Raw genomic sequence first — 14,524 nt, forward strand, 5'->3', positions numbered from 1 at the left:
CGCTGTCCGCGACCCGGCCGTCGCCGCACCCACCGTCGCCGGACCCGCCGTTCCCGCCCCCGCCGTCGCGAGACCGGCCGTCGTCGGTTACGCCCCCGCCTCCGCCGTGCGGGCCTCGATCGCGCGGAGCACCGCGACCATGTCGTCGCCGCCGTGGCCCTGCCGCACCGTCTCCTCGTAGAGGGCGTGGCAGACGTCGAGGAGCGGGGACGCCACGTCGGCCTTGCGGGCGGCCTCCGCGATCAGGCGGTTGTTCTTCAGCACGTCCGCCGCCGCGGCCTGGACCGAGAAGTCGCGCTCCAGCAGCTTCGGCCCCTTCATGCGGGAGACGGCACTGGCCATCGGGCCCGCGTCCAGGACGTCCCGCAGCAGACCCTGGTCCAGCCCGTGCCGGCCGGCGAAGTGGAAGGACTCCGCGAGCCCGGTGACCACGGTGATCAGGAACAGGTTCACGGAGAACTTCATCAGCAGCGCCCCCGGGACGGGCCCGCACCCGAAGGTCTCCTTGCACACCGGCGCGAGCAGCGGCCGCACGGCCGCCACCGCGTCCTCGTCCCCGGCCAGCATCCCCACCAGCTCGCCCCGCTCGGCGGGCACGCGGCTCCCGGAGACCGGGGCCTCGACGTATCGTCCGCCGGCGCCCCGGATCTCGCCCTCCAGGGCCCGGGAGTACTCCGCCGAGGTCGTGCCCATGTGGACGACCGTGCGGCCGGCGACGCGCCGGCCGAAGTCCGGGGTGCCCCGCCCGAGCACGGTGTCGACGGCGGCCTCGTCGGCCAGCATCAGGAACACCGTGCCCGCCCGGTGGAACACCTCCTCGGCGTCCGCCGCCACGTCGGCGCCGGCGGCCCGTAGCGGCTCGCATCGCCCGGGCGTGCGGTTCCACACCACGAGCCGCGTCCCGGCGCCGGCCATGTTCCGTGCCATGGGCTGTCCCATGACCCCCAGGCCGATGAAACCGACGTCCATGACGCACCGCCCTCTCCGCCCGCCTCTCGGCCCACCCGATCGCCGGGCCGCCGACGAGCCCCTCGGCTATGACAGCCGTCATAGTAGCCGCCGCCATGACAGCGGTCATAGGGTGAGCACAGACGGGATCACGCGCGGCACGACGGAGGGCTCGATGGCGGAGCGGGAACGGACACCGCGCGAGCGGATGGTCTTCAGCGCCGCCCAGCTCATCCGCCGTGAGGGAGTCGTCTCCACCGGCATGCGCGAGGTCGCCGTCGACGCCGGCGCGCCGCGCGGTTCGCTCCAGCACTACTTCCCCGGCGGGAAGACGCAGCTGGTCGACGAGGCGGTGGACTGGGCGGGGGGCTACGCGGCCCGGCGGGTCGCCCGGTTCCTGGCCGCCCTGCCCGAGCCGACGCCCGGCGCGCTGTTCGCCGCGATGGTGCGTCAGTGGACCGACGAGTACGAGACGGCCGGCTTCTCCGGCGGCTGCCCGGTCGCCGCCGCCACGGTCGACTGCGCCGAGTCCGCCGACTCCACCCGCCGGGCGGCGTCCGCCGCCTTCGGCAGGTGGACCTCCGCGGTGGCCGACGCCCTGACCGGGATGGGCGTGCCGGGGGAGCGGGCCGGCGCGCTCGCCACCCTCATGATCAGCAGCCTCGAGGGGGCCATCCTCCTCGCCCGGGCCGAGCGGGACGTCCGCCCCCTCACGATCGTGGCCCGGGAGCTGGGCCCCGTTTTGGACGCCGCGGCCCGGACGAAGGGCGACTGACGTACGCGACCGGGTCGGCCGCGTCGCTCACTCGGGCCAGTCGGAGCCGTTGACGACGTCCACGAAGTCGACGCGGCGGAAGCCGGGCACGAAGTGGGCCAGCACGTCCGCGTTCACCGTGCCGAAGGTGGTCGCCGGGCGGTGCCGGAACCCGTCCGTGAACGCCTGGAGGATCCGGCGCTTGAAGTCCGGGCGGGGGTGGGCCGCGGTGACCTCCTCGACCTGGGCCCGGGTGAGGTTGCCCAGGTTCAGGCCGAGCACGTCCGTCTCCACCCCCGCGGTGGTCGCCGCGATCTCCGGCGCGAGTTTGTAGGGCACCTCGGGCGTGGTGTGCAGGGCGACGGCCGTCCACACGGTCTCCGCGTCGGCCGCGGACATCCCGTGGGCCAGCGCGAACGCGCGGGCCTGGTCGGCGCCGTCCATCTCGAAGCGCTGGTCCGCAGTGCGGTAGGGCTCGACCAGCCCGGTGTCGTGGAACAGCGCCGCCACGTACAGCATCTCGGGATCGGGCGTGAGGCCCAGTGCCGCCGCCTGGAGACTGCCGAAGAGGTACACCCGCCGGGAGTGGTGGTAGATCAGCGGCGGGGTGGTGCTGCGGATGAGATTCGTGGCCTCGCGGACGAGCGCGCTGTCGGGGACGACGACGCCGGCGATCTTCTCACTCATGAGGGGCTCTCCTCGGTGCGGGGGTGGTCGGTCCCTCCACCCTCCGTCCGCCGGGGGTGCCGCGTCCCCTCCCGGACGGTCCACAACCCCTCGCGAACGGCCACCCCCGGCACGGCGGCCGACGGGCCCGCGGCTCACCGGGAACCGGGCGCGGCGCGCGACCCCGAGCCCGTCGTGGTGAAGCGGCGCTGATACCTGGTCGGGGAGACGCCCAGATGGCGCGCGAACGCCCGGCGCAGACTCTCGTAACTGGGGAAACCCGAACGGGCGGCCGCCTCCGTCGCGTTGTGCCCCGAGTCCAGCAGGGCCTTAGCCATGTCGAAGCGGATCAGCTCCACGTACCTCATGGGCGTGGTGTCCAGCTCCGAGCGGAACATGCGCGTCAGATGCCGGGGACTGACCCGCACCCGCGCGGCCAGGGCCTCCAGGCTGTGATCGGCCGTCGGATCGGCCTGGACGGCGTCCTGGACCCGGCGCAGCACCGGCGTCTGCGGGGCCGGCCCCCGCAGCGACGCCGAGAACTGGGACTGGCCGCCCGACCGCTGCATGTACACCACGAGGGACCGCGCGACACTGCGGGCCAGGTCCGCGCCGTGCTCCTGCTCCACCAGGGCGAGCGCCAGGTCGATGCCCGCCGTCACCCCGGCCGAGGTGTAGAGGTCCCCGTCCCGGACGAAGAGCGCGTCGGGCTCGACGCGGGCCGTGGGGCAGCGCCGGGCCAGCAGCTCCGTGTGCTGCCAGTGCGTCGTCGCCCGCCTGCCGTCGAGCAGGCCCGCCGCGCCGAGGATGAACGCACCGGTGCAGATCGACGCGACGCGACCGGCCCGGGAGGCCAGCTCGCGCGCGGCGGCGGCGAGGTCCGGTTGCACGTGCCCCTGAGGCACCCGGTCGCCCCCGACCACCAGCAGGGTGTCGAAGGCGGGGGCCGCGCCGGCGTCGGTGTCGACCGGCACCCGCACGCCGATGGAGGAGGCGACCGGGCCGCCGTCGACCGACACGAGGGTCAGCCGGTAGTGCGCCCCGAACCGATTGGCCTCGCTGAAGACCTCGGCGGGCCCGGACAGGTCCAGCATCTTCATACCGTCGAACACGAGCACACCGACGCTGTGCTCGTGCGGCTTCATCGTCGTCACCCTCGGACTCCCGGCTCCCCGGCACAAGCGCGTTCAGTCCATTCTCCCCGCTGCGCCGCAGGCCGCTCGGCTTCCGGGCCGTCCGCACCTCGGGCCGGGGGCCGGCCGTCGCGCCGGGTGGTGCCGAAGCGCCGCTGGTAGGCGGCCGGGCTCATGGACACCTCGCGCACGAAGACCCGGCGCAGGCTCTCGTAGCTCGGGAATCCGGCCAGGAGCGCCGTCCGCGTCGCCGTGTGCCCCTGGTCCAGCAGCGACTTCGCCAGATCGAACCGGAAGGACTCGACGTACCGGGCGGGTGTGGTGGACAGTTCCTCGCGGAAGAGCCGGGTGAGGTGGCGTGGTCTCGTGTCCAGGTGCCCGGCGAACTCGGTGAGCGAGTGCCGCCCCGGGGGGTCGGCGAGCACGACCGCGACCCGGATGCCGATCGACGAGGTGACCTGCTCGCCCGTGGGTGACAGCAGCCGGATCCGGTAGTCGGCGCCGAGCCGGTTCGCCTCCTCGAACACCTCGGCGGGACCGGCGAGGTCCAGCAGCGTCACCCCGTCGTGGACGAGGATCGCGATGTGGTGAGCGGTGGGGTGCATGGGGTCTTCCTGCCTGTCCTGATTCGGGTGGTTCCTGGCCGGACCGAGGCGGCGCCGGAGCAGCCGCGGCGGCACGGTGGAGGAAAGGACACCCGCACCGGCGGGAGGCACTCCGTCACAAGCACTCCGCCGGTGACACCCGGTGAACGCCGGTGACCCCCGTATGGAAAGGGAACGACGTCATGACCGACACAGTCGCTGGAATCGCATTCCCCCGGACCGCGGCGACCGACGGAGCCACCCGACGCGTCCGGGAAATGGTAAGCCCACTGGTCTTCCACCATTCCCGGCGGGTCTTCCTCTTCGGCTCCCTGCACGCCCGGGCGCTCGGCCTGCGGCCGGACTCCGAGCTGCTCTACCTGGCGGCCATGTTCCACGACACGGGCCTGCTGACGCCGTTCTCCGACACCGTCCAGCGGTTCGAGCTCGACGGTGCGGACCACGCCCGGAAGTTCCTGCTCGACCAGGGATTCTCCAGCGGTACCGCGGACGTCGTCTGGCAGGCGGTGGCCCTGCACTCGACGCCCGGCATCCCCGGCCGGATGGGTCCGGAGATCGCCGCCACCCACTTCGGTGTGCTGACCGACGCCATCGGCTGGGGACTGGACGAGCTGGACGCCGATGCGGTGGAGGCCGTCACCGCCGTCCATCCGCGCGGCGACTTCAAGAAGGAGTTCCTGCAGGAATTCGTCGACGGGCTCAAGAACCGCCCGGAGACGACGTACGGCACCGTGAATTCCGACGTCCTCCAGCATTTCGTGCCCGATTTCCGGCCCACCAGCATGGTCGAGCGCGTCACCGGCTCGGCCTGGCCGCGGTGAGCACCGCGGGTCCGACCCCTTGTGACCATCGAAAGGAAAATGCCATGCGAGCCGTCACCGTACGGGACCGCTCCGCCGGGATCGCCGGACTGTCCCTGACGGAGCTGGACCACCCGCACGCCGCCGAAAACGACGTCGTCGTGCGCGTGCACGCCGCCGGCTTCACCCCCGGTGAGCTGGACTGGCCGGCGACGTGGACCGACCGGGCCGGCCGGGACCGCACCCCGAGCGTCCCCGGCCACGAACTGTCCGGCGTCGTCGTCCAACTCGGCTACGGCACCACCGGACTGACTGTGGGACAGCGGGTCTTCGGCCTCGGCGACTGGGCGCGCGACGGCTCGCTCGCCGAGTACACGGCGGTCGAGGCGCGCAACCTCGCCCCCCTCCCGGCGGACGTCGACCACACGGTCGCGGCGGCCCTGCCGATCTCCGGACTCACCGCCTGGCAGGCCCTGTTCGACCACGGGCAGCTCGCCACCGGCCGGACCGTGCTGATCCACGGCGCCGCGGGCGGGGTGGGGTCGCTCGCCGTGCAGCTCGCCCACGACGCCGGGGCCCGGGTCATCGGCACCGGCAGGGCCCACTCCCGTGAGACGGTGCTGGGCCTGGGCGCGGACGCCTTCGTGGACCTGCACGGCGACCGGCTGGAGGACATCGGCGAGGTCGACCTCGTCCTCGACGTGCTCGGCGGAGAGATCCTCGACCGTTCGACCGCGCTGGTGCGCGCCGGCGGCACCGTGGTCACCATCGCCGAACCGCCCCGCGTCCGGCCGGAGAACGGCCGAGCCGTGTTCTTCGTCGTGGAACCCGACCGCGCCCGTCTCTCCGACCTGGTCCGGCGTGTACGGGACGGACGGCTGCGGCCCCTCGTCGGCGACGTACGCCCTCTGTCCGAGGCGCCCGACGCCTTCGCCCCCGGCAAGCGAGCTCCGGGCAAGACGATCATCAGGGTGGCGGAGGACTGAGGCCACCGCGGCGGGCCGGCGAACCGGCGGCCCGCCGCAGTGGCAGGGTTCACCGCGTCACTTCCACGGCGCCGAGAACGCCCGCCCGGGCACGGGCTTGGCGATCAGCGCCACCGGGATGAAGAAGTTGACCTGGCCGATCACGAACATCAGCGTGGCCAGCGCCTTGGCCTCGTAGTGCTCGGCCGCCTGCGCGTACAGCTCGTCCCGCACCCGCTCGCCGTCGGTGGACGGTTGCAGGACGGCCTCCACCAGTGCCAGCGCGGCCCGCTCGGCAGCGGAGAAGTACGGCGAGTCCTGCCAGGAGGCCACCGAGGTGATCCGCTCCTCCTGCTCCCCGGCCTTGCGCAGGAAGCCCGTGTGCAGAACGGTCAGATAGGTGCTGCCGACGATCTGCCCGGCGCGCAGCTGCACCAGGCCGATCGTGGAGCGCGGCACCGACCCGTTTCCGGTGACCCGGAACAACGCCGCCGACACGTCGGCCAGTTCGGGGACGAGCTCCGCCGGGTCCTCGGGCATCCGCGGGGCCATCGGGATCTCGGCCGTGATCGCACGTGTTTCCATGACTGTCTCCTCGGTCTCCTGGTCGCTGTCACCTCTGTGACGGATCGCGGCGCGGAAGTGTGACCGAGGCGCACGAGCCGTCTCGTGCAGCGGCACCCGGCGGGAGCCGCGCCCGTCCCGTGCGCGGCCGCCGGTCAGAGGTCGAACTCGTGCGGGGGCAGGTCCAGCGCGTAGCACGCCTCGCGGACCACCGCCTGCTCGTCCTTGTCGAAGTCGCCGTCGGCACCGCCGATGACGATGCCGATCTGGATGACGGCCCGTGCCTCGGCCGGCTTCTTCTTCGCCTTGGCGATCTCCTGCATGACGCTCACCTTGCCGAAGTCGAAGTCGGCGGCGAGCTTGTCGAGGTTCTCCTCGAACCGGCGGCGCAGGTCGTCCGCGGAGAAGTTCTGGAGCACCTCGTTGGTTCCGATGAGCTGGGCCACGCGCCGCCGCTCGGACGGGTCGACGGAGCCGTCGGCCGCGGCGACCAGGGCGCACATGGCCATGCTCGCGTCGCGGAACGCGCCGCTCTTGAGGTCGTTCTTCTTCGCGACGAGCTGGGTCTGCATCGTCGAGGCGGATTCCTTGAGGCGGTCCCACAGTGCCATGGGTGAACTCCGTAAGCGCGTCGGTTACTTCTACAGTGATGTAGAAGCTACCAGGGTGAGGGGCGTGGTGGGCCCACGGGGGAGGAGTTCGTCCAGGACCGGGGCCCGGGGCGGCTGGTATTACTGGGGCATGCATGAAGAGACCGCCCAGTCCGCGATCGACACGTTCATCTCGGCCTTCAACGCCTCGAACGACGGCTATGTGACGGGGCTGCTGTCCCAGGCGCTGACCTCGGACGTGGTCTTCTGGGGGCCGCTGGGGCGCAGTGAGGGCATCGAGGCGGTCGAGCGGTTCGTGCTGGACATCAGGCGTCACCCGGCGGGCGCCGGCACGATGGTGCGCTGCTCGGCCGTCGACATGCCCGACGAGTGGGCCCGCTACCAGTGGGTGTTCACCACGCCGGACGGAGGCCCCCGCCTCGGGGGAACCGACATCGTTCATCTGCGCCGGAGTCTCATCGACCAGATCATCGTCTTCGCGGGCGAGATCGAGCCGTCCCCGCACTGAGCCGCCGCCGCCGCGCCCGGGCCGTCGTCAACCGTCCTGGTCCGTCGGGTCACCCGGCCCGGTCCGTCGGGTCAGGTCACCCGTCCCGGTCCGTCGGGTCACCCGTCCCGCCGTCGTCCGGGCCCAGGCGCACGCAGCACTCGCCCGGCCGAGGGGCCAGGACCGCACGCACACCGCTGACCCGCAGGCCGTCGAGGTAGCCGCCGAGGAAGGCGTGGTTCATGCCGCACACCAGGTCCGGCGCCTTGGCGGCCAGCGGGTGGAAGGGGCAGTTCCGTAGCCGCAGTTCCGTGGGGGTTTCCCGCACGGGCTCGTAGCCGTACCGCTCCAGCAGGCCTTCGCACGCGGTCAGACCGCGCTCGGGGCCCAGTCGCCCCGGGCGGGTCTCGTCCCGGGCGGCCTCGCCCATCCGCCGCCCCCGCTGCCCGGCGGAACGCACCGCGGCCTGAGCGGCGCTCTCGTCGGCGCCCTCGGTCAGGACGGCGTCCAGCAGGAGATCCGCCAGGAGTTCGTGGCGCCGCTCGGGGATGCTCACGGTGATCTGGGCGTCGGTGGGCTCATACACCTTCGGCTGCCTGCCGACCTTGCGGATCCCGCCGGGCGTGCCGTACCGCGCCCGGAGGAGGCCCGCGTCGACGAGCTTGTCGAGGTGGAAGGCGGCGAGCTTGCGGGAGATGCCGACGCTGGCCGCGGCCTCGTCGCGGGTGACGGCGCGGCCCGCGCGCCGGACGAAGGCGAACATCCGCCGGCGGGAGTCCTCGCCGAGGACGCTGACGGAGTCGATGGCGCTGTCGGCCGTCTCGGCGCGAGGGTTGGGGTCGGAAGCCACACGACCACCGTAACTCCCACGCGCATGGGCACATCAGTTCCCGCGAAGTTTCCGGGCTGCCCGTCTTGACTCGCCTCCGTAATAAGACCAAGACTTGTTGGTGAAATTAAGGGAGGTCGCGATGGCTGATGAGTCGCAGATGCAGGCCAAACGCCCGGTCAGTCCCTCGCTCGCCGGTCCGTACGGTCACCCGTTCCACCCGATCCTGGTCACGGTGCCGATCGGCGCCTGGGTGACCAGCCTGGTGTTCGACGTCGCCTCCCGGGTCGTCGACGAGCCGGGATTCCTGACCCGGTCCTCGCAGTGGCTGATCGCCGTCGGGGTGATCGGTGCGCTGCTGGCGGCCCTGGTCGGCTTCCTCGACCTGTTCGCGATCCCCGGCGGCACCCCTGCCTTCCGCACCGCGCTGGTCCACATGACGCTGAACCTGCTGGTGACCGCCGCCTACGCGGTCAACTTCCTGTGGCGGCACGGCGGCGCCCACACGGCCGGCGACAGCGTCCCGGCCGGGCAGATCGTGCTGTCGGCGCTGAGCGTCGCGGCGCTGGCCGTCTCCGGGTTCCTGGGCGGCAAGCTCGCCTACCGCTACGGCGTGCGGGTCGCCGACGAGAACACCCAGGCCGAGGGATACACACCCGCCCGTCCCCGCACGGGCGCCCGCTCCCGGGGCTGACCCGGCACCACTCCCTGCTCCCGCCCCACCCGTTCGCTCTCCTGGAGATCCTCATGGACATCGCCGCACTGATCGCCTGGGTGCTGACCGCCCTCGGCGGCTTCGTCATGCTCGGCACCTGGATCCGGCACGGCGGAGCCCGCCGGCAGCAGACCGGCGCCAGCCACCTGCCCGTACCCGTCGTCCTCGGCCACTTCGCCCTCGCCGCGATCGGCCTCGTCGTGTGGATCGCCTACGTCGTCGCCGACACGTCCGCCCTGGCCTGGACCGCGTTCGCACTCCTGCTGCCGGTCGCCCTGCTCGGCTTCGTCATGCTCGCCCGCTGGATCCCCGTCCGCCGCGGCGGCACCGCGAATCCGGTGGCGCACACGGCCGCCACCGGCCCCGGCGCCGAGGGGACCGTCCCCGCGGAACGCCACTTCCCGGTGCCCGTCGTGGTGGCCCACGGGCTCCTCGCCGTGGTCACGCTCGTCCTGGTGCTGCTCACCGCCCTCGGCGTGGGGGACAGCTGACATGGCCGAGCACGCCCACGACACCACCGCCCGCACCGAAGACCCGGGTGGAACGGCGCCGGTACGTCCCGCCCTGCGCGTCGTCCACGAGCCGGACGGCGTCGACGTGGCCGCCGCCGAAGCCGCGGCGGCCCGGTTCCTCCTCGCCCTCGGCATCTCCACCGACTCCGACAGCCTGCGCGGCACGCCGGGCCGCATGGCGCGCGCGTACGCCGAACTGTTCAGCCCGCGCCCCTTCGACCTGACGACCTTCCCCAACGACGAGGGCTACGACGAACTCGTCCTCGCCCGCGGCATACCCGTCCGCACGGTCTGCGAGCACCACCTGCTGCCGGTCGTCGGCACGGCACACGTCGGCTACCTGCCCGGCGCCCGGATCCTCGGCCTGTCCAAACTGGCCCGCGTGGTGGAGCACTTCGCCTGCCGCCCGCAGGTCCAGGAACGCCTGACCAAGCAGGTGGCCGACTGGCTCCAGAACCAGCTGCGCCCCCAGGGCATCGGCGTCGTGATCGAGGCGGAGCACGCCTGCATGACCCTGCGCGGCGTACGGGCCGCCGGCTCCACGACCATGACCTCGACCCTGCTCGGCGTGCTGCGCTCCGACGCCCGCTCCCGCGGCGAGTTCCTCGCCCTCACGGGCCGGTGACCGCCGGCCGACGGTGCCGGTCAGCCCGACAGGTGGCGCTGGATCCAGTCCGCCGCGGTGCGGCGGAACAGGCGGCGGTTGTCGGCGCGGCGGAAGTCGTGCCCCTCGTGCTGGAGGACGACCAGTTCCGCCTCCACCCCGCGGTCCCGGGCCGCCCGCACGAACTGCTCGGACTCACCCGGCGGCACGTTGGTGTCGTGCTGGCCGTGCACCGCCATCACGGGCGCCCGCAGGGCGTCGATGCGGCTCATCGGCGACAGGGAGCGCAGCAGCTCCCGGTCGCGTTCGGGATGCCCGTACTTGTGGGCCGCCGACCGGGCGATCCACGGCTCGGTGCCGGCGAAGAACGTCGCGAAGTCCGACATGCCGCAGACGGCCACACCCGTGCGGAACAGGTCCGGGTGCCACACCAGGGACGCCAGCGTCAGGTAGCCGCCGTAGGAGTGGCCCATGACGGCGAGCCGCCTCGGATCGGCCAGCCCGGCGAGGATCGCGTGCGCCGCACAGTCCGCGACGTCGTCGATCGCGGCGAACCGGCCCGTGCCCAGGTCGGCGTCGACGAAGGAGCGCCCGTAGCCGGAGGAGCCGCGCACGTCGGGGGCGAACACGTCCAGGCCACGGCCGACGAGCTCGTGGTAGAGCGGGTCGAACACGGGGCGTTCCTGGTCCTCCGGGCCACCGTGGAGATGGATGACGCAGGGCGCGGGCTCGCCCGGCCCCCGGCCCGGGGCCCGGTAGTACCAGCCGCCGAGGGTGAGCCCGTCCCGGGCGGTGGGCCGCATGGGCACCGGCCGCACGGGCGGACGGTCACCGGGGACCGTGTCCTCGTCCCGGGAGGACCAGGGGGTGCGCAGGGCCGTGCCCTGGTACAGCCACCACAGGCCCGGGCGCCGCTGCGACCCGGAGAGTGCCACGACCGGGCCGTCCGGGTCGGCGGTGGAGGCGACCCGGGTGACGACCTCGTGCGGCAGGGGCACCTCCCGCGCCGGTCCCACCGTGGCGACGGGCCCGGCCACGGCCGGGGAGCCGGCCGGCGCGGCCGTGCCCGGGGGAGCGGCCGTGCCCGCCGTCCCGTCCACCGGGTCCGCCGCCGTGTGGAGCGCGACGATCTCCAGCTCGCTCACGCCGCGCACGTTCCACACGAGCGCGGCGCCGCGGCCGTCGCGGTCCACGGCCAGCAGTTCCAGGCCGCAGTCGGAGCGCTCCGCCGCCACGGTGAGGCCCGTGCGCCGTCCCCGCGCGTCCAGCCGCAGCGCGTACAGGGCGGCGAACTCCCGGTCATGGTCGCTGCGCAGCCACAGCGTCCGCCGGTCCGGTGAGAACCCGCCGATCCACGGATCGCCGTCGGCGACGGGAAGCGAGCAGGTGATCCTCAGGTCGCGGGTGTCGACGACCAGCGCCTCGCGGCGGCCGCGGGGTCCGCGCCGCAGCAGGGCCAGCCTGCCGTCGCGGCTCAGGTCGCAGACCCGCAGGGTCGCCGCGCCGCGCTCGCTCGCCAGGAACACCGGCGCGGAGGCACCCTCCGGGTCGACGAGGTACGTCGACAGCGTCAGCGGCGCCGGCTCCTCGCCCCCGGCGCGGTGGCCCTCCGGGGCGCGGCCGTCGCCGGTGACGGTGAACGAGGGCGCGGGCGCGGAGGGTTGCCCGCCCAGCAGGACGGCGGGGCCGTCGCGCGTGTCCCAGCCGGGCGGCAGGGACGGTCCCGGGGCGCCGCTCTCGGACCGCACCGGCGCCACCTCGGTCCCACCCGGGCCGCTGTGCGGCGGCGGCTCCGCGACCGTCACGGCGACGGCCGAACCGTCACGCCGCCAGCAGCCCAGATGGGCGGAGCTGCCCGGCTCGGCACCGGCCAGGACCCGCCGTCCGGTGCCGTCCGGGCGCACGCACAGCACGCGGGTCAGCTCCCCGCCCTCGGGGGCGGTCGTGTACGCGATCCACCGGCCGTCGGGGGACCAGGACACCTCGATGACCGGGTCCGGGTCGGCGTCCAGCAGATGCACGTCCCCGTCGACGGGCCCGGCCCACAACTGCGGGACACCGCGGCGGTCGCAGATGAACGCCACCTGCCTGCCGCTCGGGTCGGCCGACGGGTACCAGCAGCCGTGCCCCGCCAGCACCGTCGGCCCGTCGTCGGGCGCCGTGGCGTCGGGCAGGTGCAGGGGCGCGGGCGCGGGCAGCGAGCCGCCGGACGCCGGGTCCGCCGCCGGGCCGGCGTCCAGCAGGTCCCACCACCGGGTGGCGGTGTCACTCCCGTCCACCACCGGCCAGGGAGCACCCGGCGCGTCAGGCGTAGTCGTCCCCGGCGCACCGGCCCAGGGGGAGGGGGCGGCCCGCTCCGCGCGCCTGCCGGTCAGTTGATCCCGTGCGTCTGCAGCCATATCTCCAGCAAAGCTACCTGCCACAACGTGTTGGCCCCACGACGGGTGCGGTGCGCGTCGGGCGCGGCGAGCAGTTCGGTCACGTACTCCTGGCGGAACACACCCCGGCCCTTGGCCTCGGGGGCGGTCAGGGCCTCGCGGACCCGCTCCAGCACCGGACCGGCCATGTGCTTGATCGCCGGCACCGGGAAGTAGCCCTTGGGCCGGTCCACGACCTCACGCGGCAGCACCTTGCGCCCCACGGCCTTCAGGATGCCCTTGCCGCCGTCGGCGAGCTTCAGTTCGGGCGGGCAGGCGGCGGCCAGCTCGACCAGGTCGTGGTCGAGGAACGGCACCCGCGCCTCCAGGCCCCAGTCCATCGTCATGTTGTCGACGCGCTTGACCGGGTCGTCGACCATCAGCACGTGCGTGTCGAGCCTCAGGTCCGCGTCCAGCGCGGTCTCGGCGCCCGGGGCCGCCATGTGCCGCCGCACGAACTCGGCGGACACGTCGTGCGTGGGCATCAGGGCCGGCTCCAGGATCCGGGCCAGGTCCGCGTGCGAGCGGTCGGAGTAGGCGTCGAGGTAGGCCTGCGCGGCGCGCTCGCGCGGCACGCCCGCCATGGCCGGGTACCAGCTGTAGCCGGCGAACACCTCGTCGGCGCCCTGGCCGCTCTGCACGACCTTGACTTCCTTGGCGACCTGCTCGGACAGCAGGTGGAAGGCGACCACGTCGTGGCTCATCATCGGTTCGCTCATGGCGGCGACCGCGCCGTCGAGCGCCTGGGACACCCGGTCGGAGGGGACCAGCAGCTGGTGGTGATCGGTGCCGAAGTGACGTGCCACCAGGTCCGAGTAGTGGAACTCGTCGCCCTCCTCGCCTCCTTCGGACTCGAAGCCGACGCTGAACGTCGCCAGGTCGCGCTGCCCCTCCTGGGCCAGCAGGGCGACGATGAGGCTGGAATCCAGGCCGCCCGAGAGCAGCACGCCCACCGGCACGTCGGCGACCATGCGGCGGCGCACGGCGGTGCGCAGCGACTCCAGCACGGCGTCCGTCCAGTCGTCGGCGCTCATCGCCGCGTGCTCGGGACGGCGCACGTAGTCGGGCTGCCAGTAGCAGTGGTCGCGGTGCGTGCCGTCCGGCTCGATGACGCGGACGGTGGCGGGCGGCAGCTTGCGCACGCCGTTCAGGACCGTGCGCTCGGCGGGCACGGTGGCGTGCCAGCTGAAGTAGTGGTGCAGGGCGACCGGGTCGAGGGAGGTGTCGACCCCGTCCCCGGCCAGCAGCGCGGGCAGCGACGAGGCGAAACGCAGCCGGTCGGCGGTCTGTGTGAGGTACAGCGGCTTGATGCCGAGCCGGTCCCGGCCCAGGACCACCCGGCCGGTGTCCTGCTCGACCAGCACGAACGCGAACATGCCGTAGAACCGCTCGACGCAGGAGCTGCCCCACTCCTCGTACGCCTTGAGCACCACCTCGGTGTCCGAGTCGGAGAAGAAGGTGTGGCCCAGGCGGCGCAGTTCCTCGCGCAGCTCACGGTAGTTGTAGACGCAGCCGTTGAACACGCCGGCGACCCGGCCGCCCGGGTCGGTCATGGGCTGGGCGCCGGTCTCCGACAAGCCGATGATCTTGAGCCGGCGATGGCCGAGGGCCACCGGTCCCTGGGACCACAACCCGCGCCCGTCGGGGCCGCGCGGCGCGAGCCGGTCGGTCATGCGCTCGACCGCCGCGATGTCCGGGCGCCGCCCGTCGAAGCGGATCTCTCCGCTGAGTCCGCACATCAGACCCGCCCCCTTCCGTCGCCGTCGACGACTGAAGCGGGCCGCGGCACGCTGCGGACGGCGTGCGGCGCCGGCGAAGGGGGCCACGAGCTGGGCATGGGGGAACAACTCCTTGATCTCGGCGAAGGTGTCGGCAGGCCGGGCGAGCCGGGCCTGCCACGGCGGCGGGAAGTCG

General features: G+C 73.4%; 16 protein-coding genes. 7 read left to right on the forward strand and 9 right to left on the reverse strand.

The window, feature by feature from the left end; genetic code table 11:
- Positions 1–87: 87 nt before the first annotated feature.
- Positions 88–969 carry an NAD(P)-dependent oxidoreductase gene (locus tag ACZ6ZN_RS17800; protein WP_469647204.1) on the reverse strand — a complete coding sequence of 294 codons (882 nt, stop codon included), beginning with the start codon at positions 967–969 and terminating at the stop codon, positions 88–90.
- Between the two features lie 154 nt (positions 970–1,123).
- On the opposite strand from ACZ6ZN_RS17800, the gene ACZ6ZN_RS17805 reads away from it, so the two are divergent.
- On the forward strand, positions 1,124–1,723 hold the full coding sequence (locus tag ACZ6ZN_RS17805) for a TetR/AcrR family transcriptional regulator (protein ID WP_469648023.1): 600 nt from the start codon (positions 1,124–1,126) through the stop codon (positions 1,721–1,723).
- A gap of 27 nt (positions 1,724–1,750) precedes the next feature.
- On the opposite strand, the gene ACZ6ZN_RS17810 is transcribed toward ACZ6ZN_RS17805, so the two are convergent.
- From ACZ6ZN_RS17810 to ACZ6ZN_RS17820, 3 genes are all read right to left on the reverse strand, one after another.
- The gene (locus ACZ6ZN_RS17810) at positions 1,751–2,389 is read right to left on the reverse strand and encodes an HD domain-containing protein (protein WP_469647206.1); all 639 of its coding nucleotides are present in this window, start codon (positions 2,387–2,389) and stop codon (positions 1,751–1,753) included.
- A 134-nt stretch (positions 2,390–2,523) separates the two neighbouring features.
- Complete coding sequence (locus ACZ6ZN_RS17815; RefSeq protein WP_469648027.1) at positions 2,524–3,513, reverse strand: GlxA family transcriptional regulator; 990 nt, start codon at positions 3,511–3,513, stop codon at positions 2,524–2,526.
- A 5-nt stretch (positions 3,514–3,518) separates the two neighbouring features.
- Positions 3,519–4,106 (reverse strand): helix-turn-helix domain-containing protein, encoded by a 588-nt coding sequence (locus ACZ6ZN_RS17820; RefSeq protein ID WP_469647208.1) that lies wholly within the window; start codon positions 4,104–4,106, stop codon positions 3,519–3,521.
- Between the two features lie 182 nt (positions 4,107–4,288).
- On the opposite strand from ACZ6ZN_RS17820, the gene ACZ6ZN_RS17825 reads away from it, so the two are divergent.
- Positions 4,289–4,927: an HD domain-containing protein gene (locus tag ACZ6ZN_RS17825; protein ID WP_469647210.1), complete on the forward strand. Its 639-nt coding sequence runs from the start codon at positions 4,289–4,291 to the stop codon at positions 4,925–4,927.
- Positions 4,928–4,971: 44 nt separating this feature from the next.
- Positions 4,972–5,892 carry an NADP-dependent oxidoreductase gene (locus ACZ6ZN_RS17830; protein ID WP_469647213.1) on the forward strand — a complete coding sequence of 307 codons (921 nt, stop codon included), beginning with the start codon at positions 4,972–4,974 and terminating at the stop codon, positions 5,890–5,892.
- Positions 5,893–5,949: 57 nt separating this feature from the next.
- Here ACZ6ZN_RS17830 and ACZ6ZN_RS17835 read toward each other — a convergent pair whose 3' ends face one another.
- Together ACZ6ZN_RS17835 and ACZ6ZN_RS17840 are read right to left on the reverse strand one after the other, a co-directional pair.
- Entirely contained in the window at positions 5,950–6,456 is a 507-nt protein-coding gene (locus tag ACZ6ZN_RS17835) for a carboxymuconolactone decarboxylase family protein (RefSeq protein WP_451879996.1), read from the reverse strand.
- A 134-nt stretch (positions 6,457–6,590) separates the two neighbouring features.
- Positions 6,591–7,046 (reverse strand): tellurite resistance TerB family protein, encoded by a 456-nt coding sequence (locus ACZ6ZN_RS17840; RefSeq protein WP_451879997.1) that lies wholly within the window; start codon positions 7,044–7,046, stop codon positions 6,591–6,593.
- Between the two features lie 130 nt (positions 7,047–7,176).
- Here ACZ6ZN_RS17840 and ACZ6ZN_RS17845 point away from each other — a divergent pair, with 130 nt between their 5' ends.
- Entirely contained in the window at positions 7,177–7,554 is a 378-nt protein-coding gene (locus ACZ6ZN_RS17845) for a nuclear transport factor 2 family protein (protein ID WP_451879998.1), read from the forward strand.
- A 76-nt stretch (positions 7,555–7,630) separates the two neighbouring features.
- Here ACZ6ZN_RS17845 and ACZ6ZN_RS17850 read toward each other — a convergent pair whose 3' ends face one another.
- Complete coding sequence (locus ACZ6ZN_RS17850) at positions 7,631–8,383, reverse strand: helix-turn-helix transcriptional regulator (protein WP_469647217.1); 753 nt, start codon at positions 8,381–8,383, stop codon at positions 7,631–7,633.
- Positions 8,384–8,504: 121 nt separating this feature from the next.
- Between ACZ6ZN_RS17850 and ACZ6ZN_RS17855 the strand changes: the two genes are divergently transcribed.
- Genes ACZ6ZN_RS17855 through folE form a run of 3 tightly spaced genes read left to right on the forward strand, consistent with a single transcriptional unit; the run spans position 8,505 to position 10,214 of the window.
- The gene (locus tag ACZ6ZN_RS17855) at positions 8,505–9,056 is read left to right on the forward strand and encodes a DUF2231 domain-containing protein (RefSeq protein ID WP_469647219.1); all 552 of its coding nucleotides are present in this window, start codon (positions 8,505–8,507) and stop codon (positions 9,054–9,056) included.
- A gap of 53 nt (positions 9,057–9,109) precedes the next feature.
- Positions 9,110–9,568 carry a hypothetical protein gene (locus ACZ6ZN_RS17860; protein WP_469647222.1) on the forward strand — a complete coding sequence of 153 codons (459 nt, stop codon included), beginning with the start codon at positions 9,110–9,112 and terminating at the stop codon, positions 9,566–9,568.
- A gap of 1 nt (position 9,569) precedes the next feature.
- Positions 9,570–10,214: a GTP cyclohydrolase I gene (gene folE, locus ACZ6ZN_RS17865; protein WP_469647224.1), complete on the forward strand. Its 645-nt coding sequence runs from the start codon at positions 9,570–9,572 to the stop codon at positions 10,212–10,214.
- A gap of 20 nt (positions 10,215–10,234) precedes the next feature.
- Here folE and ACZ6ZN_RS17870 read toward each other — a convergent pair whose 3' ends face one another.
- Together ACZ6ZN_RS17870 and ACZ6ZN_RS17875 are read right to left on the reverse strand one after the other, a co-directional pair.
- A complete protein-coding gene (locus ACZ6ZN_RS17870; RefSeq protein WP_469647226.1) occupies positions 10,235–12,592 on the reverse strand; it encodes a S9 family peptidase in 2,358 nt (785 codons plus the stop codon).
- Entirely contained in the window at positions 12,565–14,349 is a 1,785-nt protein-coding gene (locus ACZ6ZN_RS17875) for an N-acetylglutaminylglutamine amidotransferase (RefSeq protein ID WP_469647227.1), read from the reverse strand. The genes ACZ6ZN_RS17870 and ACZ6ZN_RS17875 overlap by 28 nt, the downstream gene beginning before the upstream one ends.
- Positions 14,350–14,524 lie beyond the last annotated feature (175 nt).

The sequence above is a fragment of the Streptomyces sp. NPDC053665 genome (assembly GCF_055585285.1).